Below are 18,668 nucleotides of genomic sequence, written 5' to 3'. Positions count from 1 at the left end.
AGGGGGGCCGCGATGAGCGGGGGAGAGCGGTACTGGAACGAGGACACCCAGCGCTGGGAGGACGGCACCGCCGAGCGGGCCGGGGTGACCCCACCCCCGCCGTCCCGCCCGGCCCAGCCGCCCGCGGCCCCCGTCTGGCCCCCGGCCGAGCCCTCGGAGGCGACCCCGGCCTCCACCTGGCCCCCGGCGGACCCCCGCACGCCTCCCGCCGATGCTCCCCGGACCGAGGCCGACCCCTCGACCCCGGCCGAGTCCTCAGGGTCCGCCGACCCGACCTCCACCGAATCGACCTCCACCGACTCCTCGACCCCCGACCAGCCCCCGGCCTCCACCTGGCCCCCCGCCGACCGGCGGACGCCCCCGCCCGCCGCCTGGCCGCCCGCAGCCCCCTCCGCCTCCACGGAGCCGCAGTCCCCCGCCTGGCCCCCCGTCGCGCCCTCCGCCCCCGCGGACCCGCCGACCGCCTCCTGGCCCCCCGCGCACCACCCCGACCCCCCGTCCGCCCCCTGGTCGCCCACCGCCACCAACCCGGAGCTGCCGGTCACCGCCCCCTGGCCCCCCGTCGACCCGGCCCCCGAGCCGCCCGCCAAGGACTCCGGTCGCCGGGTGCTCTGGCTGGTGCTCGTCGGCGCGGCGGTGGCCGGGGTCGCGGTGAGCCTCGTCCTGACCCTGGTCGTCAACAAGGACAAGAAGAACGACGACGCCCGCCCCGTCGTCCATCACTCGTCCTCCGCCCCGGCGACCCCGAGCCCGTCCCCCACGCCCTCACCGACCCCCTCGCCCAGCGCGCCCCCCGCCGGATACGAGCTGCGCGACGACAGCGAGGGCTTCCGGGTCGCGGTGCCCGAGGGATGGAAGCGGGCCGAGGTGCCCTCCCAGTACGGCATGTCCGTGGTCAACTTCCGCAGCCCCGACCGGGAGCGCAGGCTCCAGGTGTACGAGGTGTCGGAGGCGTCCCCGGACGCCTCCTTCGACCTGTACCTGTCGGACCAGACCGCGAAGCCGCGCGGCTTCGAGAAGCTGGCGCTGACCAACCTCGACGAGGGCGACTTCACCGGCTCCCGCCTGGAGTACCTGGCCGACGCCATCCGGGACGAGCCCGAGGTGGGCACCTGGCACGTCTACGACGAGCGGTTCGTCGCCGCCGACGGCAAGATCTACGCCCTCGCCGCGTACGGCGCGAACGCCGACGGCGGGGAGGACGAGCTGGAACTCCTCACCACCGCGCTCGCCTGGTTCTGCCCGCCCGGCATGAACTGCGACCCGGCCGGGAACGCGGCGCTGGACTGATCGAATCGACCCGGTTCGCGGGAGTGCGTACCGCCGTCGTGATCTATACCACCCTCCAGTGCCCGATTCCTCCGCCTTTCTCCCGTAATTTCCGTGACGCAGCACACTTTCAGCCACTGAATGCGCATGCGGTTCGCGGCACGAGGGCATGCGGTCATCCGCCCGGACGTGGCAGCTCTGTCACGCAGGGCGGCTGAACAGGAACGGAAGGCAAAACCGATCATGGCGGACAGAACGGAACGACCGGCTACGGCCACCATCTACGCGGGATGCGAGTGGCTGGAAGCCGACTCCGGGGAGACCCGCGAGATCCTGGACCCCGCGGACGGACGGCCGTTCGCCACGGTCGCGGAGGGGGGCGTCAAGGACGTCGACCGGGCGGTGGCCGCCGCGCGCCGCGCGTTCGACGAGGGCCCCTGGCCGCACACCCCGGTCGCCGAGCGCGCCGCCCTGCTGCGCCGGGTCGCCGACCTCCTCGTGCGCGACCGCGAGGAGCTGGGCCTGCTGGAGAGCCGGGACGCGGGCAAGACCGTCGAGGAGGGCCGCGTCGACATCGACTGCGTCGCCGACGCCTTCCGCTACTTCGCCGACCTGGTCGCCGCCGAGGCGCCCGGCCGGGTGGTCGACGCGGGCTCGCCCGACATCCACAGCGTCGTCGTGCACGAGCCGGTCGGTGTCTGCTCGCTGATCACGCCGTGGAACTATCCGCTGCTCCAGGCGAGTTGGAAGATCGCCCCGGCGCTCGCCGCGGGCAACACCTTCGTGATCAAGCCCAGCGAGATCACCCCGATGACCACCATCGCGCTGATCGGGCTGCTGGTGGAGGCCGGACTCCCCGAGGGCGTCGCGGGCCTGGTCACCGGCCCCGGCCACACCGTCGGCGCCCGCCTCTCCGACCACCCCGACGTCGACCTGGTCTCCTTCACCGGCGGCCTGGTCAGCGGCGTCAAGGTGGCCCAGGCGGCCGCGCCGAGCGTGAAGAAGGTCGCCCTGGAACTCGGCGGCAAGAACCCCAACGTGGTCTTCGCCGACGCCTGCGCCACCGAGGAGGGCTTCGACACCGCCGTCGACCAGGCCCTCAACGCCGCGTTCATCCACAGCGGCCAGGTCTGCTCGGCGGGCGGTCGGCTGATCGTCGAGGAGTCGGTCCGGGACCGTTTCGTCGCCGAACTCGCCCTGCGCGCCCGGAAGATCAGGCTCGGCCGGGGCACCGTACCCGGCGTGGAGTGCGGCCCGCTCGTCTCCGAGCAGCAGCGCGCCAAGACCGAGGACTTCGTCGCCTCCGCGCTCGCCGAGGGTGCCACCCTGGTCTGCGGCGGCAAGCGCCCCGAGCCCACCGCCGACCGCCCCGAGTCCGGCTACTTCTACGAGCCGACCGTCCTCGACCACTGCCACCGCGAGATGCGCGTCGTGCGCGAAGAGGTCTTCGGCCCGGTCCTCACCGTCGAGACCTTCCGCACCGAGGACGAGGCGGTCACCCTCGCCAACGACACCGAGTACGGCCTCGCGGGCGCCGTCTGGACCACCGACTCCGGCCGCGCCCGGCGCGTCGCCGCCCGGCTGCGGCACGGCACCGTGTGGATCAACGACTTCCACCCCTACCTGCCGCAGGCGGAGTGGGGCGGCTTCGGCAAGAGCGGCACCGGCCGCGAACTGGGCCCCGCCGGCCTCGCCGAGTACCGCGAGACCAAGCACGTGTACCAGAACCTGGCCCCGAGCCCGGTGCGCTGGTTCGCGGGCTGAGCCTCTCCAGACCTTCGTACGACCTCCCTGCCCCCAGGAGTCAGACACCCCATGCCCGAAGACATCCACGAGTACGACTACGTCGTCGTCGGCGGCGGCACGGCGGGCTCCGTCATCGCCTCCCGCCTGACCGAGAACCCGGACGTCACCGTCGCCGTCATCGAGGGCGGCCCGAGCGACGTCGACCGCGACGACGTGCTCACGCTGCGCCGCTGGATGGGCCTGCTCGGCGGCGACCTCGACTACGACTACCCGACCACCGAGCAGCCGCGCGGCAACTCCCACATCCGGCACAGCCGCGCCCGCGTCCTCGGCGGCTGCTCCTCGCACAACACCCTGATCTCGTTCAAGCCGCTCCCCTCCGACTGGGACGAGTGGGAGCAGGCCGGGGCGACCGGCTGGGGCGCCGTCCCGATGGAGGCGTACTTCGCCCGGCTGAAGAACAACATCGTCTCGGTGGACGAGAAGGACCGGAACGCCATCGCCCGGGACTTCGTGGACGCCGCGCAGTCCACGCTCGGGGTGCCGCGCGTCGAGGGCTTCAACAAGAAGCCGTTCACCGACGGCGTCGGCTTCTTCGACCTCTCCTACCACCCCGAGAACAACAAGCGCTCCTCCGCCTCCGTCGCCTACCTGCACCCGGTGATGGACGAGCGGACCAACCTCCATCTCTTCCTGGAGACCTGGGCGTACCGGCTGGAGCTGGACGGCACCCGCGCCGAAGGCGTCCACGTGCGCACCAAGGACGGCCAGGAACTGCTGGTCAAGGCGCGCAACGAGGTGGTGCTCTGCGCGGGCGCCGTCGACACCCCGCGCCTGCTGATGCACTCGGGCATCGGCCCGCGCGCCGACCTGGAGGCCCTCGGCATCCCGGTGGTGCTGGACCTGCCCGGGGTCGGCGAGAACCTGCTCGACCACCCGGAGTCGGTCATCGTCTGGGAGACCCACGGACCCATCCCGGAGAACTCCGCGATGGACTCCGACGCGGGCCTGTTCGTCCGCCGCGACCCCGAACACGCGGGCCCGGACCTGATGTTCCACTTCTACCAGATCCCGTTCACGGACAATCCGGAGCGACTGGGTTACGAGCGGCCCGAGTTCGGCGTCTCCATGACCCCGAACATCCCCAAGCCCAAGAGCCGCGGCCGTCTCTACCTCACCAGCGCCGACCCCGAGGTCAAGCCCGCGCTGGACTTCCGGTACTTCACCGACGAGGACGACTACGACGCCAAGACCCTGGTCGACGGCATCCGCATCGCCCGCGAGGTGGCGAAGTCGGAGCCGCTGGCCCACTGGCTCAAGCGCGAGGTCTGCCCCGGACCCGAGGTCCAGGGCGACGAGGAGCTGAGCGAGTACGCGCGCAAGGTCGCGCACACCGTGTACCACCCGGCCGGCACCTGCAAGATGGGCGCCGCCGATGACGAACTCGCCGTGGTGGACCCCGAGTTGCGTGTCCGGGGTCTGAACGGCATCCGCATAGCCGACGCGTCCGTCTTCCCGACGATGACCGCGGTGAACCCGATGATCGGAGTGCTCATGGTCGGGGAGAAGGCCGTCGAACTGATCGGTGGTGACGCGCGATGACGCTCACTGTTCCCACCCGTAAGCCGCCCACCTCGACCGAAGGGTCCGACGCGCCCGTCTTCGCCGTCGACGGCCTGTGGAAGGTGTTCGGACCCAAGCCCGAGCGCGTCCCCGCCGACCCCGAGCTGGCCGCGCTCAGCCCCGCCGAGCTGCGCGCCGAGACCGGCTGCACGGCCGCTGTGCGGGACGTGTCCTTCGAGGTCCGCAAGGGCGAGGTCTTCGTCGTCATGGGCCTCTCCGGCTCCGGCAAGTCCACCCTGGTGCGCTGTCTGACCCGGCTGATCGAGCCCACCGCGGGCACCATCGCCATCGACGGCGAGGACGTACGCGCCATGGACCGCGGCCGACTGCGCGAACTGCGCCGCCACCGCGCCGCGATGGTCTTCCAGCACTTCGGCCTGCTGCCGCACCGCACGGTCCTCGACAACGTCGCCTACGGCCTGGAGATCCAGGGCATGGGACGCGCCGAGCGCCGCGAGAAGGCCGCCGAGGTCATCGCCAAGGTCGGTCTTGAGGGCTTCGAGAAGCGCCGTCCCGGTCAGCTCTCCGGCGGTCAGCGCCAGCGCGTCGGGCTCGCCCGCGCCCTCGCCGTCGACCCCGAGGTGCTGCTCTTCGACGAGCCGTTCAGCGCGCTCGACCCGCTGATCCGGCGCGACATGCAGGACGAGGTGGCCCGCCTGCACGAGGAGGAGGGCCGGACGATGGTGTTCATCACCCACGACCTCTCCGAGGCCCTCAAGCTCGGCGACCGCATCGCCCTGATGCGCGACGGCCGCGTGGTCCAGCTCGGCACCCCCGAGGAGATCGTCAACTCCCCGGCCGACGACTACGTCCGCGAGTTCGTCCGCGACGTGCCGCGCGAGCAGGTCGTCACCTGCCGTACCGCCATGCGCCCCGCCACCCTCGAGGAGGCGGGCAGCGGCCCCGCCGTACGCCCTGAGGCCCCGGTCGCCGAGGCCATCGAGGCCGTCGCCCGCGCGGGCGAACCGGCCCGCGTGATGGACGACGGCACCTGCATGGGCGTCGTCGACTCCGACGCGCTGCTGAACGTGGTCGCGGGCACCGGCCTGGCCGCCCCCGCCGAGCGGGAGGCTGAGCGGGAGGCCGAGCCCACCCTCGTGGCCGCCGCCCCCGAGCGCGAGGCGGTCTGATGGCCACGATCACCGCCCCCACCGCCCGCCGCGGCCTGCCCGCCCTGCTGAAGTCCCGCCCGGCGGCCAAGCTCCTCACGCTCGCCGTCGCCGCCGTGATCCTCGTCCCGCTGCTCGACAGCCGCTGGGGCAGCGGACACTGGCCGCACGCGCTGACCGTGAGCCTCACCGGACCGCTCGGCGACGCCAGCGACTGGGTGATGAACAACCGGGACACCCACCCGCTGTTCCTGTACTTCTTCGGCCACATCAGCAACGCGGTCGTGCTCTGCGTACGCGGCGTCTACCTGGCCCTGCTCGCCATGGGCTGGGTCGGCGTCACCGCGCTCGGCGCCCTGGTCGCCTGGCGGGTCGCCGGGGTGAAGCTGGCCGCCGGTACGGCCGTGGCGTTCCTCGCCTGCGGCGCGCTCGGTATGTGGCTGCCCACCATGCAGACGCTCGCGCTCATGGTGGCCGCCGTGCTCGCGTCCGTCGCCGTCGGCGTGCTGCTCGGCCTCGCCGCCGGGCTCTCCGAGCGGCTGGACCGCGCGCTGCGCCCGGTGCTGGACACCATGCAGGTGCTCCCGGCCTTCGCCTACCTGCTGCCCGTGGTGCTGGTCTTCGGCATCGGCGTCCCCGCCGCCGTCCTCGCCACCGTGGTCTACGCGGCCCCGCCGATGGCCCGCCTCACCGCGCTCGGCCTGCGCGGCGCCGACCCCGAGGTGCTGGAGGCCGTCCGCTCGCTCGGCGCCACCCCGCGCCAGCGGCTGCTGACCGCCCGTATCCCGCTGGCCCGCAAGGAACTCCTGCTCGGCCTCAACCAGACGATCATGATGGCGCTGTCCATGGCCGTCATCGCCTCCGTCATCGGCGCGGGCGGCCTCGGTGACCGCGTCTACCAGGCGCTCGCCTCCGTCGACGTCGGCGCCGCCCTCGCGGCCGGTATCCCGATCGTGCTGCTCGCCATCGTGCTGGACCGGGTGACCGCCGCCGCGGGCCGTGCCGCCGACGACACCGGCGAGTCCCGCCGCACGGTGTGGCTGCTCGCGCTCGCGGGCACCGTCGCCGCGGCCGTCGTCGCCCGGCTGCTCGGCGGCGCCGAATGGCCCGGGGGCGCGACCCTGAACATCGCGGAGCCGGTCAACCACGCCGTCAACTGGATGACCGCCCACCTCTACTCCGGCGTCCCCGTCATCGGCGGCACCGCCGACTGGGCCGCCCACTTCACCACCTGGATGCTGGACCCGCTGCGCGACGGCCTGCGCGCGCTGCCCTGGTGGTCGGTCCTGCTGCTGGTGGCCGGGCTCGCCTGGCTGATCGGCACCTGGCGCACCGCGCTGACCGCCACCCTCGCCATGGCCGCGATCGGCGTGCTCGGCGTGTGGGACTCCTCCCTCGACACCCTGTCCCAGGTGCTGGCCGCCGTCGCCGTCACCCTGGTCCTCGGCATCGCCACCGGCATCTGGGCCGCTCGCAGCGACCGGGTGGACCGGGCGCTGCGCCCGGTGCTGGACGTGTTCCAGACCATGCCGCAGTTCGTGTACCTGATCCCGGTCGTCGCCCTGTTCGGCGTCGGCCGCGCCCCCGCCGTCGCCGCCGCCGTGGTCTACGCCCTCCCGGCCGTCGTCCGGATCACCGCGCAGGGCCTGCGCCAGGTCGACCCGGCCGCGCTGGAGTCCGCCCGCTCGCTCGGCGCCACCGGCCGCCAGCAGCTCTGGCAGGTCCAGCTCCCGCTGGCCCGCCGCTCGCTGCTGCTCGCCGTCAACCAGGGCGTGGTGCTGGTCCTCGCCGTCGTCATCATCGGCGGTCTGGTCGGCGCGGGCGCCCTCGGCTACGACGTCGCGTTCGGCCTCGCCCAGGGCGACCTGGCGACCGGCCTGGTCGCCGGTGCCGCGATCGTCTGCCTCGGCCTGATGCTCGACCGGGTCACCCAGCCCACCGGCCGCCGCGCGAAGAAGGGAGCGTGACATGCGATTCCGTACGACCCTCTCGGTGAGCGTCGCCGCCGCGTCCGCGCTCGCCCTGCTCACCGGCTGCGGCGCCGCCGACATGACCAAGCAGGCGAGCCCGTTCGCCAACGCGGGCGGCGCCAAGAGCATGACCATCTCCGTGCAGTCCTGGGTGGGCGCGCAGTCCAACGTGGCGGTCGCCAAGTACCTGCTGGAACACAAGATGGGCTACCGCGTCGACACCGTCCAGGTCGACGAGATCCCCGCCTGGGACGCGCTCAGCCAGGGCCGCGTCGACGCCCTGCTGGAGGACTGGAGCCACCCCGAGCAGGAGAAGCGGTACGTCCACGACAAGAAGACCGTCACCTACGCGGGCGGGCTCGGCGTCACCGGGCACATCGGCTGGTTCGTGCCGACGTACTTCGCCAAGCAGCACCCGGACATCACGAACTGGAAGAACCTCAACAAGTACGCCGACCAGTTCCGCACCGCCGAGTCCGGCGGCAAGGGCCAGATCATGGACGGCTCCCCGGCCTACGTCACCCATGACAAGGCCCTGGTGAAGAACCTGAAGCTCAACTACCAGGTCGTCTTCGCCGGGTCCGAGGCCGCGCAGATCACCCAGATCAAGCAGTTCGCCAAGGAGAAGAAGCCCTTCCTGAGCTACTGGTACACCCCCCAGTGGCTGTTCAAGAAGGTCCCCATGACGGAGGTGAAGCTCCCGCCCTACAAGGAGGGCTGCGACACCGACACCGCGAAGATCACCTGCGCCTACCCGCAGACCCCGCTCCGCAAGTTCCTCAACGCCGACTTCGCCCGCTCCGGCGGCAAGGGCGCCGCGTTCCTCAAGAAGTTCCAGTGGACCACCGAGGACCAGAACGAGGTCTCCCTCATGATCGCCGAGCAGAAGCTCAGCCCCGAGAAGGCCGCGAAGAAGTGGGTCGACGCCCACCCGGCGAAGTGGAAGCGCTGGCTTCCCTGACAGTGGATACCGGGCGGCGGACTCATAATCCGTCGCCCGGCACTTTTCCGTACGAGCTCAGACGGCGCCGGCCTTGACCCCGGCCACGAACGCGGAGAACGAGCCTGCGGAGAGCTTCAGCACAGCGCCGCCAGAGCTCTTGGAGTCCCGGACCGGCACCGCACCGCTCGTGGCGGCAAGGTTGGTGGCGACCTCCACGCAGTCGCCGCCGTTGCTGCTGTAGGAGGAGGTGAACCAACGTGGGGTGTCGCTCATCGCGGGGTGCCCTTTCGAAGCTGTTCGATCATGGCAACGGAAGTCGCCTGCCCGAGCGCTTCCGCCTGTAGCTGATGGTAGGCCGTCAGCGCAGGCAGGACGAACGCGCTTTCCCGTACCAACTGCCCTCTGTGGGAAGACTCTGCGTAGGCGACGTGCGTCCTGTCCGCCAGCGTCAGCAGGTTGATGGGAAGGTCGTACGACCGGCGCTCACCCAGTTCGTACGGAGCCACTTGCAGCACCGTGGACGGCAGCTCGGCGAAGCGGATCAGACTGCTCAGCTGCTCCGCCATGACTTCGGGGCCACCTACCTGCCTCAGCAGGCAGCTCTCGTCGAGAACGACGTGAATCATGGGTTCCGGCGTCCGCTTCAGAGCAGCTTGACGATCCATGAGTGCCGTCAGCCGCTCCTCCCCCTGTTGCTCCGTGATCGCCCCTCGTCGGACGGCGCCGGTCGTGATGGCAGCGGCGTACTCGGGTGTCTGGAGCAGGCCGGGGATGATCCCCAGCATGAAAAGCCGGATCTCCACCGCCCGCTTCTCATGCGGCACGTACTCCGGAAAGCCCTCCAGTAGGCCGGTGTTGCGGACGGCTCGGCCCTGGCGATCGAACTCATCTCCCGTACCGAACGCTTTGTCGGCGCTCGCCGCGAAGTGGGGAGTTGGAGGGCGTCGACCAGTTTCCACCGCTGAGATATGGGTGCCGGAGTACCCCATGCGCTCGCCCAATACGTCCTGGGTCCAGCCGCGCTGATCCCGTAACGTGCGAAGACGTTTGCCGAATGCCTCTTCTGGCGAGTTCTCCGGGTCCAACTCTTTCCGGTTCAGCAGAGATCACTCCAACTCTTCGCTCAGACCGCGCAAGTTGATGACGTGTCGACTGTAGGACACGCTGATGCTCCTTGGTAGTGGAATGGCTACGGAGAGGAGCGGTCGTCGTGCCCGGTGAATCCCCGCCTGCGGAACGGCAGGAAGTCCCCTCGCCGCCACCCGTCGGAACGCTCATGGTGGACGCGCAGGAGCGCGTCGGTGAATTCCGGGGTGAGTGGTGCGGACGGTGGTCCTTCCGGCCGGTCACCGGTGGCAGGGAATGGGACGCGGCTCCCGAGGACATGCGGCCGGCCAGTCCGGAGCAACGCCTACGGGCTCAGATCGCCCGCGCCAATGCCCGAAGCCGGGGTGAGTACCTGTGACCACTGAGCCCGTGAAACCAGTGAAGAGCGAACGATGAAACAACTGGTTGTCCGGTTCTCGCGGCTCATTCGTGGCACGCACATCAAATAAGCCGTGGGAACTACCCACCGGTTACGCGAGGAGAGCGACCATGTACCTCTGCAACGCCTCTGCCCCGTCGCCGTGGTCGGACATGGTGGACGCACGGTCCGTCGAGGGCGTCCCGGCTGACGCGGAATTCCCCCCGCACCTGCACGACCGCCTTGTGTGCGAACTGAGCAGGCGGCACAGCGGCAAACATGCCTATTTCCTGTGCGAGTTGAGCCGCAACTCTCACTTGTGGGTCATGTGGGAGGGCGACGAGTTCACCTGCGTCATCCTCCGGCCGTGCGACCTGTCCGACGCCACCGCCGACCCCGTCCGGCGAGAGGTGTGCACCCTGTTCGCCGGTCACTCGCCGGGGCACTCCTGGCAGTTCTCCGACATGTTGCAGGACTGAGAACCCCTGTCGAAATGACGCTGGGTTGTGGAACCCGCACTCGCCCACCTGCACTGGGCTGCCATGACCTCGTCGCCGTAATCGAAGGCCCATGCGCCGACGGCATCGATGGGCGAAAGCAAGGTCTCTCCCAGAGCGGTGAGTTGGTACTCGACCCGGGATGGGCGGTCGTCATCGGTCTGCCGGTCGACCAGTCCGTTGAACTGCAGTCGGCGCAGGGTCTCGGTGAGGACCTTGGAGCTGATGCCGCCGATCCGCTCTCGTAATTCGACCGGGCGCCTGGGGCCTTCGCGCAGTGCCCAGAGCACCACGGCGTTCCAGGTGTTGGAGAGCAGGTCGAAGGCGAGGCGGGCGCGGCAGTCGGCGAGGAAGGCGTCGGTCGGCACGTACCACATGGTGCCCGAACGGCCTTCTAGCGTCGGGGTGAACGATCGAATCAGGCATGGAGAGGACCGCGCGCGATGAGAATCGGCGTACTGGGCACGGGCAACATGGCCGACGCACTCGCCACCCACTGGGTGCGGGCCGGGCACGAGGTGACCATCGGGGGACGGGACCCACACAGGGCGGAGCGGCTCGCGACGCGCATCGGAGGCAGCGCGAAGCCTGCTGGCCTGCGCGTGGCGGCCGAGTCCGGTGAGGTGGTGTTGGCCGCGCTGCCCTTCGGGGCGGGAGCAGACGTGGCGCGGGACCTGCGCGCGGCCCTGGAGGGCAAGGTGCTGCTCGACTGCTCGAACCCGGTCGGGCCGGGCTTCGGATTGCTCACGGAAGGAGGTCCTTCCGCCGCGCAGCGACTTGCCGCGGCGGCACCAGGAGCCCACGTGGTCAAGGCTTTCAACCTCTGCCACGAGGACGTGTGGCGCATGCGGCCGCCCGTCTTCGACGGACGACCACTGGCCGTACCGGTCTGCGGAGACGACGAGACCGCCCTCGCGCGGGTGAACGACTTGGTGCGGGACGTGGGCTGCGCACCCGTGTCCGGCGGCGGTCTCGTACGTGCGGGACTCCTGGAAGCGACCGCCGCGCTGTTCATCGCCCTGTGGGTCGGCGAGGGAGCGGACGCCCAAGCGATCGCCCCTCCGCTGGCCTACGCGGCCGGACCGCCCCATAAGGGCCTGTGATCGCACTCGGCCGAGGCGGGCGAAAGGTGTGCGGCAACGGTGCGGGTCAACTGGCGGACGAGGTGAAGGCGTCCAGCAGTTGGGCCGCCGAGCTTCGCAGGCGGGCCTCCGGCGGCTGATCGCCGAGACACGGAACGGGTGCGTGTCGCGGGATCGATACTCGCGAGCCGCGTTCGGCTCCAGCCGTCACCTCGACGGCCTCGCGCAACAGCGGCAGCAGCCGACGAGCCCGTCCGGCGGCGGCGCAGGCTGCGCTGCCCGGGAATCCGGTTGGCTTCCGGTCGCGTTGGGACGACGGCCACTCCTACGCCTCTGCTTCGTCCAGGAGACTTCATCCCATGTCAGAGCCAGAGATCGATGCCGTCGTGTTCGACGTGCTCGGCACGCTCGTCGACGAACCCGCCGGCATTCGCGGGGGCATTCGTGAACTCGCCCCTGCTCTTGACGATCCCGGGGTCGAGCAGCTGCTGTCGCTGTGGCAGCAGCACATCGACCGCGAGCAGCGTCGCGTCCTCGACGGCGCCCGGCCCTACGTGACCAGTCACGTCCTGGACCTGGAAGCCGCCCGGCTCGTCGCCGAGGCCGCCGGAGTCGAGGACCCGGCCGCTGTGGCGGCGCTGGCCCTGTCAGGCCGCAGGCTCCCGCCGTGGCCCGACACCGTGGCGGGGCTCGCCCGGTTCGCCGGACGGTTCCCGCTGATCGGTCTCTCCAACGCGAGCCGGACGGCGCTGCTGGGTCTCAACGCCCACGCCGGACTGCGCTGGCACCAGGCCCTGTCCGCCGAGGACGCCCGGACCTACAAGCCGGACCCGGCGGTCTACCAGCTCGCCGTCACCGTCTCGGGGCGACCGCCGGAGCGGCTTCTGATGGTCGCCGCCCACGCCTGGGACCTGCGCGGAGCACAGGCCCTCGGCCTGCGCACCGCGTACGTGGCCCGCCCCGTGGGCGACCCGCCCACCTCCGCGGACACCTTCGACCTGCACGCCGACGACCTGGCCGCCCTGGCCGATCAGCTCGACCCCGTCTAGGGAGGAGCCCGCCACGGCACCCAGTCTCCGCCGCAGGCTCTGGGCCGCGTCTCTGCGGCACCCTCAACCCCAGCCCGGCGGCAGGAGTGCCCAGGAACCGTGGTCCAGCCATTCCCTGAACCGGACGGGCCGGGCGCCGTCGGCGTGGTCCAGGGACAGGGGGACGATGCGATCGCAGGTGGCCCGGCCATCCCACCAGACCGTGCCGGACAGCGGGCCGGTCAGGGCCAGCAAGGTGGAGAAGCCGCAGCCGTGGTGCTGGATGACGACCGCACCGGCCGTCTTCAGGTCCTCGAACCTGTCGGCCTCGTCGTCCCAGGCGGACCGAGCCTCATCGTTCTCGCACGCCTCCGCCCGGGGCTCGCGCGCCAGCAGTTCGGACTCGGCCTCGGCATACGAGTCGGGATGCGGAAAGGGAATGCCCAGCAGCTCGCGCCGCCCCTCGTCGTTCCCGGCCCACCACCAGCCACGGCTGGTCCGCTCCAGCCGGAGGAGCGCCCCGCCCGCGCTCACCTCGCGCAGATACGCTCGGTAGTCCTCGGGAAGGGACACTCCGAGTTCCCGTTCCGCCTCGGCGACCTCGGCTTCGGTGAGGGGCGCATCAGACCCGGGAGACACGGCTTGGAGTCCGTCCCGCGGCAAGTTCGCCATCAGGTCAGGCATCCCACGCGCGAGGCCGCTTCAGCGCCTCCCACTCCGGGCGGAGTAGCGCGAACACGGCGACGTCGAGGCGGCGGCCGCGGTGGAGGCAGGCGGCGCGGCTGGTGCCTTCCTGGGTGAAGCCGGAGCGGGTGAGGACGGCGAGGGCGGGGGTGTTGGTGGTGTGGGTCTCCGCCGTCAGCCGGTACATCGGGAGTTCGCCGAAGGCGAGGTCGACCAGGGCGTCGAGGGCGGCCGTGGCGTGACCTTGCCCGCGATGCGCGGGGTCGAGCAGCAGTTCGACCTCGGCCGTGCCGTTGGCCATGCTCTGGCCGGTCAGCGCGACGTGGCCGACCGGGGTGCGGTCGGTGGTGAGGATGAGGAAGTCGTCGCGGTCGTTGTCCTCGATGTCGAGCTCGATGCGCTCGCGTACGGCGGAGAGGGCTACGGGCCATATGCCCATGTGGTGGGCGGTCACGGGGTCGGACCGCCAGCTGTGCAGCAGCTCGGCGTCGTCCATGTCGAGTGCCGCCAGGCTCACGGACCCGGCCCGCCAGGACAGCGTCCGCTCCGCCTCCGCGTCATGCTCGTCGCCCGCGATCCCGATGTCTTCGATCATGGGCGGATGTTACGGGTTGCCTTCCGGCGCCCTTACTGGTGCTGCCCCGCCGTGTAGTGCCCCGGCACCATCCGGGTCGACACCGCGAACCGGTTCCACGCGTTGATCACCGTGATCGCGGCGATCAGCTGCGCCAGCTCCGCCTCCTCGAACTGCTTGGCGGCGCGCTCGTAGACCTCGTCCGGGACGAAGCCGTCGGTGATGACGGTGACCGCCTCGGTCAGCTCCAGTGCCGCCAGCTCCCGCTCGGTGTAGAAGTGGCGAGACTCGTCCCACGCGCTGAGCTGGATGATCCGCTCCACGCTCTCCCCGGCCGCCAGCGCGTCCTTGGTGTGCATGTCGAGGCAGTACGCGCAGTGGTTGAGCTGCGAGGCGCGGATCTTGACCAGCTCCAGCAGCGTCGGGTCGACGCCCTTCCGGGCGGCCGCGTCCAGCCGGACCATCGCCTTGTAGACCTCGGGCACGTGCTCGGTCCAGGACAGGCGGGCGGGGTGTTCGGGGGCGTACTCGGTGGTGTTCTCCGTGGTCTCCATACCGGCAAGCCTAGGAGTGAAGCAGCCCAGGAGTATGGTCCATTCCCATGGCGGATTCATGGGCCAATCTGGGCATCGACCTCCACCTCGAACCGGCCGGGAGCAGCGGCCTGCGCCGGGGTCTCACCGACGCGCTGCGCGACGCCGTACGCACCGGACGGCTCGCCCCCGGCACCCGGCTGCCCTCCTCCCGCACCCTGGCGGCGGACCTCGGCATCGCCCGCAACACCGTCGCCGAGGCGTACGCCGACCTGGTCGCCGAGGGCTGGCTCACCGCCCGCCAGGGCTCCGGCACCCGTGTCGCGGACCACGCCATACCGTCGGCCGGAGCGGCGGGTGCGTCCGTCCGGCGCCGGACGCCCGGCCGCCCCACGCACAGCCTCGTCCCCGGCACCCCCGACCTCGCCGCCTTCCCCCGCACCGAGTGGCTCCGGGCCGCCCGCCGCGCCCTCACCCGGGCCCCCAACGACGCGCTCGGCTACGGCGACCCGCGCGGCCGCCCCGAACTGCGCACCGCCGTCGCCGAGTACCTCGCCCGCGTGCGAGGCGTACGCGCCGACCCCGGCTCGGTGCTGATCACCGCGGGCTTCTCCCACGCCCTGCGCCTCCTCGGCACCGTGCTGCACGCGCGCGGCGCCCGCACGGTCGCCGTCGAGTCGTACGGCCTCGACGTGCACCACGACCTGCTCGCCAGAGCCAGGCTGACGACCACCGCGCTGCCCTACGACGAACTCGGCACCGACACAACGCCGTTGAGGGGAGAAGGTGCCGTACTCCTCACCCCTGCCCACCAGTTCCCCATGGGCACCCCGCTGCACCCCGACCGCCGGGCGGCCGTCGTCGACTGGGCGCGGCGGACCGGCGGGCTGATCCTGGAGGACGACTACGACGGCGAGTTCCGCTACGACCGTCAGCCCGTCGGCGCCCTCCAGGGCCTCGACCCCGAGCACGTCGTCCACCTCGGCACCGCCAGCAAGTCCCTCGCCCCCGGACTCCGCCTCGGCTGGATGGTGGCGCCCCCGGCGCTGCTGGCGGAACTGACCGCAGCCAAGGGGCACAGCGACACCGTCGGGGTGCTGGACCAGCTGACGCTGGCCGAGTTCATCGCCTCGGGCGCGTACGACCGCCATGTGCGGGCCGCCCGGCAGCGCTACCGGCGCCGTCGGGACCAACTCGCCGCCGCCGTGGCCGACCGGGCGCCGGAGGTGACGGTCACCGGGATCGCGGCCGGGCTGCACGCGGTGCTGCGGCTGCCGCCCGGCACCGAACAGGCGGTCGTGCGGGCCGCGCACTGGCAGGGACTCGCCCTGCACGGCCTCGCCTTCTACCGGCACCGACTGGCCGTGGCGGAGCCGCTGGACGCCCTTGTCGTCGGGTACGGCACCCCGCCCGACAGCACCTGGCCGACCGTGCTGGAAGCCCTGTGCCGGGCGCTGCCGTAGCCGTTCCGGGCGCGTCAGCGCACAGGCTCCGCCTCCGGCTCCGCCGCCGCCTCAGAATTCGCCTCCGGCGCCTCCCCGAACCGCCCCAGCGCCAGCGCCCCCGCCACCGCCACGACGAACCCCAGCACCGCGAGCGGGCCGAGCCCCGGCCGCGTGCGGTCGCCCAGCCAGAGCACGCCCACCGCCGCCGGGCCCAGGGTCTCGCCGAGCACCATCCCGGCCGTCGCCGTGGTGACCGAGCCGCGCTGCAGCGCCGAGGTCAGCAGCAGGAAGGCGGCGCCACCGCCGAGGAGGAGGGCGTAGAGGGACGGGTCGGTCAACAGGGCGTACGGGTGAAGGGAGTTCACCAGGCGTACCGCTACCTCCACCACCCCGAAGCCGCACCCCGCGCCGAGGCCGAGGAGCAGTGCGCGCGGCCGCCCCGAGAGCCGGCCGCCCACCGCGCCGAGCAGCAGGACGCCCGCCGCCGTCGCGAGCAGCGCGTACGGCAGCCAGGCCGGGCCACTGCGATCGCCCTCCGCGCCCGAAGCCAGCCCGAGCAGCGCCAGCCCCGCGCACACCACGCCGACCGCCGCCCACTCCGCCCCGCTCAGCCGCACCCGCAGCAGCCGCGCCGCGACCACCGCCGTCACCGCGAGGCTCGCGGCCAGCGCGGCGCCCACCGCGTAGATCGGCACCGAGCGCAGCGCGAGGATCTGGAACACGAAGCCGAGCCCGTCCAGCGCGAGCCCCGCCGCGTACCGCCACTGCCGCACGGCCCGCAGCAGCAGCGCCGCCTCCCCGCCGCCCTGTTCCCCGGCCGCCCGCGCGGCCACCGCCTGAAGGACCGTGGCCGTACCGAAGCAGACCGCCGCGCCGAGCGCGCACACCATTCCAAAAAGCACAAAGCGACTGTAGGTGAACAGCTGTATGCGGGGCTGCCCTGCCGGAAACTCACACCGATCTCTAAGCTGGCAGCCGAACGCATCATCGACGGGGGAGTAGAGAACATGGCCGACGCCCGCGCACAACTGCGCTCCACCACGGTCGTCCTGGGCGGCATGGGGCTGCTCGCCGCCGCCCTCACCGCGTGCTCCTCGTCCGATCCGGACAAGCGCTGCGTGGACCGGGACAGCTACACCGTGGGCAAGGGCTATCACGTCGTCTCCGACAAGAACTGCAAGTCGGGCTCCAGCGGCGGCACCTACTACTACGGCGGCAAGAAGTCGGGCTCCTGGGTCCGCAGCGGCTCCTTCACCGCGCCCCGCAAGTCCGGCAGCGGCTCGGGCAAATCGAACGACGACAACGACAGCGTGCACCGGGGCGGCTTCGGCAGCGGCCACGGCAGCTCCGGCGGCTGACCGGGCCGGGACGCGAGCCATGGAACGCCGTACGATCACGCCCCGCCCCGACTGGCAGCAGACCGTCGAGGAGCAGGGGATCATCTACCCGCTCACCCGCCACCCCGACGGCTCCCTGCGCCCCTACTGGGACGAGAGCGCCTACTACGTCTTCTCGCTGCCCGAGGTGGAGGCGCTGGAGGAGACCGTCGAGGAACTGCACGCCATGTGCCTGGCCGCCGCCGGGCACCTGGTGGAGCACGGCCGCCTCGCCGACCTCGGCATCACCGATCCGCGGGTGGCCGCCGCCGTCACCGAGTCCTGGCATCGGCGTGCCGAACTGCCGTCCGTCTACGGCAGGTTCGACCTGCACTACGACGGCACCGGCCCGGCGAAGATGCTGGAGTACAACGCGGACACCCCGACCTCGCTGGTCGAGGCGGCGTCCGCGCAGTGGTTCTGGATGGAGGACCGTTTCCCCGGCGCCGACCAGTGGAACTCGCTGCACGAGCGGCTGGTCGACACCTGGCGCAAGCAGGCGGGGCTGCTCCCGCCGGGCGCCCCGCTGCACTTCGCGCACTCCTCGGCCGACGAACTCGGCGAGGACCTGATGACGGTCGCCTACCTCAAGGAGACCGCCGAGCAGGCCGGGCTCACCACCGACTGGCTCTCCATGGAGGAGATCGGCTGGGACACCCTCTCCGGCCGCTTCGTGGACAACCGGCTGAAGTTCATCCGCGCGATCTTCAAGCTGTACCCCTGGGAATGGCTCACCACCGACGAGTTCGCCGCGCACGTCCTGGACACCCTGGACAACGGCGGCGGCACCGGCAGCACCCTGTGGATCGAGCCCGCCTGGAAGATGCTGCTCAGCAACAAGGCCCTGCTGGCGATCCTCTGGGAGCTGTACCCCGGCCACCCCAACCTCCTCCCGTCCTACCTCGACGGCCCCCGCGAGCTGGCCACCACCACCGGCTACGCCGCAAAGCCCCTGCTCGGCCGCGAGGGCGAGGGCGTCACCCTGCACCCGCCGGGCAGCCCGGCCCCTCCGACACCCGAGGAGACCTGCTGCTACCAGGCCCTCGCCCCGCTCCCCGTCTTCGACGGCAACCACGTCGTGCTGGGCGCCTGGATCGTGGGTGACGACGCGGCCGGGCTCGGTATCCGCGAGTCCGCCGGGCTGATCACCGACTCGTACGCCCGCTTCCTGCCGCACGTGATCCTCTAGACCCCGCGCACACCGTCGCCCACGGCCGGTACGCTGGTCGTGGGCCGTGACTGGCGCGCTGGGATGGGATGGACCATCGGGGAGCGGCCCGGGAGTCAGTGCCGTGCGCCTGGGCCGAACCGAACGCGACGACAC

18 protein-coding genes and 1 riboswitch are annotated in these 18,668 nt (G+C 71.7%); of the genes, 11 read left to right on the top strand and 7 right to left on the bottom strand.

Going from position 1 to position 18,668, the window contains the following annotated elements:
- Positions 1-12 precede the first annotated feature (12 nt).
- The 6 genes from ACI2LY_RS12310 to ACI2LY_RS12285 all read left to right on the top strand — a co-directional run bounded on the left by ACI2LY_RS12310 (position 13) and on the right by ACI2LY_RS12285 (position 8,678).
- Positions 13-1,290, top strand: coding sequence for a hypothetical protein (locus ACI2LY_RS12310; protein WP_404707097.1), 1,278 nt, complete (start codon positions 13-15; stop codon positions 1,288-1,290).
- A 222-nt stretch (positions 1,291-1,512) separates the two neighbouring features.
- Positions 1,513-3,033, top strand: a complete 1,521-nt coding sequence (locus ACI2LY_RS12305) for an aldehyde dehydrogenase family protein (RefSeq protein ID WP_404707096.1) — start codon at positions 1,513-1,515, stop codon at positions 3,031-3,033.
- A 51-nt stretch (positions 3,034-3,084) separates the two neighbouring features.
- Complete coding sequence (locus ACI2LY_RS12300) at positions 3,085-4,617, top strand: GMC family oxidoreductase (protein WP_404707095.1); 1,533 nt, start codon at positions 3,085-3,087, stop codon at positions 4,615-4,617.
- Entirely contained in the window at positions 4,614-5,768 is a 1,155-nt protein-coding gene (locus ACI2LY_RS12295; protein ID WP_404707094.1) for a glycine betaine/L-proline ABC transporter ATP-binding protein, read from the top strand. Before ACI2LY_RS12300 ends, ACI2LY_RS12295 begins: the two co-directional genes overlap by 4 nt.
- A complete protein-coding gene (locus tag ACI2LY_RS12290; RefSeq protein ID WP_404707093.1) occupies positions 5,768-7,714 on the top strand; it encodes an ABC transporter permease in 1,947 nt (648 codons plus the stop codon). Before ACI2LY_RS12295 ends, ACI2LY_RS12290 begins: the two co-directional genes overlap by 1 nt.
- Before the next feature lies 1 nt (position 7,715).
- Entirely contained in the window at positions 7,716-8,678 is a 963-nt protein-coding gene (locus ACI2LY_RS12285; RefSeq protein ID WP_404707092.1) for an ABC transporter substrate-binding protein, read from the top strand.
- Between the two features lie 57 nt (positions 8,679-8,735).
- On the opposite strand, the gene ACI2LY_RS12280 is transcribed toward ACI2LY_RS12285, so the two are convergent.
- From ACI2LY_RS12280 to ACI2LY_RS12270, 3 genes are all read right to left on the bottom strand, one after another.
- Complete coding sequence (locus ACI2LY_RS12280) at positions 8,736-8,933, bottom strand: DUF397 domain-containing protein (RefSeq protein WP_404707091.1); 198 nt, start codon at positions 8,931-8,933, stop codon at positions 8,736-8,738.
- A complete protein-coding gene (locus ACI2LY_RS12275) occupies positions 8,930-9,760 on the bottom strand; it encodes a helix-turn-helix domain-containing protein (protein WP_404707324.1) in 831 nt (276 codons plus the stop codon). Before ACI2LY_RS12275 ends, ACI2LY_RS12280 begins: the two co-directional genes overlap by 4 nt.
- 795 nt (positions 9,761-10,555) lie before the next feature.
- Complete coding sequence (locus ACI2LY_RS12270) at positions 10,556-10,990, bottom strand: winged helix-turn-helix transcriptional regulator (RefSeq protein ID WP_404707090.1); 435 nt, start codon at positions 10,988-10,990, stop codon at positions 10,556-10,558.
- Between the two features lie 75 nt (positions 10,991-11,065).
- On the opposite strand from ACI2LY_RS12270, the gene ACI2LY_RS12265 reads away from it, so the two are divergent.
- Together ACI2LY_RS12265 and ACI2LY_RS12260 are read left to right on the top strand one after the other, a co-directional pair.
- Positions 11,066-11,725 (top strand): NADPH-dependent F420 reductase, encoded by a 660-nt coding sequence (locus tag ACI2LY_RS12265; RefSeq protein WP_404707089.1) that lies wholly within the window; start codon positions 11,066-11,068, stop codon positions 11,723-11,725.
- A 338-nt stretch (positions 11,726-12,063) separates the two neighbouring features.
- Positions 12,064-12,753: a haloacid dehalogenase type II gene (locus tag ACI2LY_RS12260; RefSeq protein WP_404707088.1), complete on the top strand. Its 690-nt coding sequence runs from the start codon at positions 12,064-12,066 to the stop codon at positions 12,751-12,753.
- Between the two features lie 63 nt (positions 12,754-12,816).
- On the opposite strand, the gene ACI2LY_RS12255 is transcribed toward ACI2LY_RS12260, so the two are convergent.
- Genes ACI2LY_RS12255 through ACI2LY_RS12245 form a run of 3 tightly spaced genes read right to left on the bottom strand, consistent with a single transcriptional unit; the run spans position 12,817 to position 14,544 of the window.
- Positions 12,817-13,404, bottom strand: coding sequence for an SMI1/KNR4 family protein (locus ACI2LY_RS12255; RefSeq protein ID WP_404707087.1), 588 nt, complete (start codon positions 13,402-13,404; stop codon positions 12,817-12,819).
- Between the two features lie 4 nt (positions 13,405-13,408).
- Positions 13,409-14,011, bottom strand: a complete 603-nt coding sequence (locus ACI2LY_RS12250) for a GNAT family N-acetyltransferase (RefSeq protein ID WP_404707086.1) — start codon at positions 14,009-14,011, stop codon at positions 13,409-13,411.
- Positions 14,012-14,043: 32 nt separating this feature from the next.
- Entirely contained in the window at positions 14,044-14,544 is a 501-nt protein-coding gene (locus tag ACI2LY_RS12245; RefSeq protein ID WP_388996592.1) for a carboxymuconolactone decarboxylase family protein, read from the bottom strand.
- A gap of 47 nt (positions 14,545-14,591) precedes the next feature.
- On the opposite strand from ACI2LY_RS12245, the gene ACI2LY_RS12240 reads away from it, so the two are divergent.
- The gene (locus tag ACI2LY_RS12240; RefSeq protein WP_404707085.1) at positions 14,592-15,986 is read left to right on the top strand and encodes a PLP-dependent aminotransferase family protein; all 1,395 of its coding nucleotides are present in this window, start codon (positions 14,592-14,594) and stop codon (positions 15,984-15,986) included.
- Between the two features lie 14 nt (positions 15,987-16,000).
- On the opposite strand, the gene ACI2LY_RS12235 is transcribed toward ACI2LY_RS12240, so the two are convergent.
- Positions 16,001-16,858 (bottom strand): DMT family transporter, encoded by an 858-nt coding sequence (locus ACI2LY_RS12235; protein ID WP_404707323.1) that lies wholly within the window; start codon positions 16,856-16,858, stop codon positions 16,001-16,003.
- A gap of 117 nt (positions 16,859-16,975) precedes the next feature.
- Between ACI2LY_RS12235 and ACI2LY_RS12230 the strand changes: the two genes are divergently transcribed.
- Together ACI2LY_RS12230 and ACI2LY_RS12225 are read left to right on the top strand one after the other, a co-directional pair.
- Positions 16,976-17,326: a hypothetical protein gene (locus ACI2LY_RS12230; protein ID WP_404707084.1), complete on the top strand. Its 351-nt coding sequence runs from the start codon at positions 16,976-16,978 to the stop codon at positions 17,324-17,326.
- Positions 17,327-17,345: 19 nt separating this feature from the next.
- Complete coding sequence (locus ACI2LY_RS12225; protein ID WP_404707083.1) at positions 17,346-18,533, top strand: glutathionylspermidine synthase family protein; 1,188 nt, start codon at positions 17,346-17,348, stop codon at positions 18,531-18,533.
- Between the two features lie 36 nt (positions 18,534-18,569).
- Positions 18,570-18,655: riboswitch (ZMP/ZTP riboswitch) on the top strand.
- Positions 18,656-18,668 lie beyond the last annotated feature (13 nt).

This window comes from Streptomyces sp. NPDC002176 (assembly GCF_044903645.1).
GTDB lineage: Bacteria > Actinomycetota > Actinomycetes > Streptomycetales > Streptomycetaceae > Streptomyces.
Note: the sequence above shows the minus strand (reverse complement) of the source record. Positions and strands in the feature narration are given on the sequence as shown.